This is a genomic window from Desulfovibrio sp. An276 (genome assembly GCF_002159665.1).
In the GTDB taxonomy this organism is placed as follows: Bacteria; Desulfobacterota; Desulfovibrionia; order Desulfovibrionales; family Desulfovibrionaceae; genus Desulfovibrio; species Desulfovibrio faecigallinarum.
Window position 1 is genome coordinate 1 of the sequence record NZ_NFJC01000074.1, and the last position, 1334, is coordinate 1334.

Here is a 1334-nt window from a genome sequence, read left to right on the forward strand (position 1 = left end):
CTAGTATTTTGTTCTTGAAAAAACTTTAGAGGTTGTATACACTAGGTATGTGTAATTGAGAGTGGTAGGTGTCTATAAAACTGAAGTGGTCTAGCGTGTGGAGGGTATGTTGCTCCTTACATCGCCCACCATTTCATGCCTATCACTCTCCCCTTTATTTTTCCGTGCCTCACCCCTGCTAAAGGAGTAACCATGCCTGGGAATCCGCAAATATACCCTATTGCTCTTTCCTCTGACGAGGTCAAACAATTGAAAGCAATTGCGTCTTCGCAAACAGCTCAGGTGAGGCATCAACAACGAGCTAAAATCCTTCTATTGAGATTATCTGGGGCAAGCTATTCTCAAATAGAGAAAGAAGTTGGTGTATCAACGCCAACAATATCCAAGACTATCAAGAAATGCAGTGAAAAAGGCATGCAAGCGGCCCTTGAAGATCTTGAGCGATCTGGGCGCCCACCTGTGATAACACGGGAGGCTAAAACTTGGATCGTTTCGCTTGCCTGCCAGATGCCCGAGAGTCTTGATGGAGCCCCCAAGACGCAGACGTGGACGATCACAGCTCTCACCAACTATGTTAGAGCACACTGTGAAGCACATGATTTTTCAATGCTTGTTGGTATCCAACGCTCCACAATTTGGGAAATTCTCAATGAGAAAGATATAAAACCTCATCGCATTAAATACTATTTAGAGAAAAAAGATCCAGAATTTGAAGAAAAAGCAAAGAATGTTCTCCTTGTATACAAGCGTTCTGAATGGATCATGCAGTGGACTAAAGATCAACAAGGTGAAGGATATCGAGCTGATGAACTTTGTGGTGAAGCATTCATATCTTATGATGAAAAGCCTGGCATTCAGGCTATATCCAAAATAGCCCCGGACCTTCTCCCATCAGAAAAGCATGGGTGTCTGGCACGTGATTACGAATACAAAAGGCATGGAACAATTTCTCTTTTGGCAGGCATAGATCTATTTACGGGAGAAGTAATTGGACTTGTTCGAGATAAGCATAAAAGTTCAGATTTTATAGATTTCCTTAACAGACTTCATAGTCACTATAATGAAAATTTAAAAATTAATATAATATTAGATAATCATTCCATTCATCGTTCGAAAGAAACTATGAATTATTTATCGATGATGCCTCAAGGACGTTTTAATTTTATATTTACACCTAAACATGCATCATGGTTAAACTTGATTGAGTCCTTTTTCAGTAAGATGGCACGTCAAATGCTGAGGCATTTACGAGTCAATTCCAAACAAGATTTGATTAATCGAATCGAAGACTGGTTAAAGGAGATAAACAGTGAACGAGTCATTTTTCGTTGGAA

General features: G+C 40.0%; 1 protein-coding gene. It reads left to right on the plus strand.

The window, feature by feature from the left end:
* Nucleotides 1-135: 135 nt before the first annotated feature.
* The coding region (locus tag B5F76_RS14240) for an IS630 family transposase (RefSeq protein WP_204218445.1) at nt 136-1334 on the plus strand (1199 nt) is incomplete at its 3' end.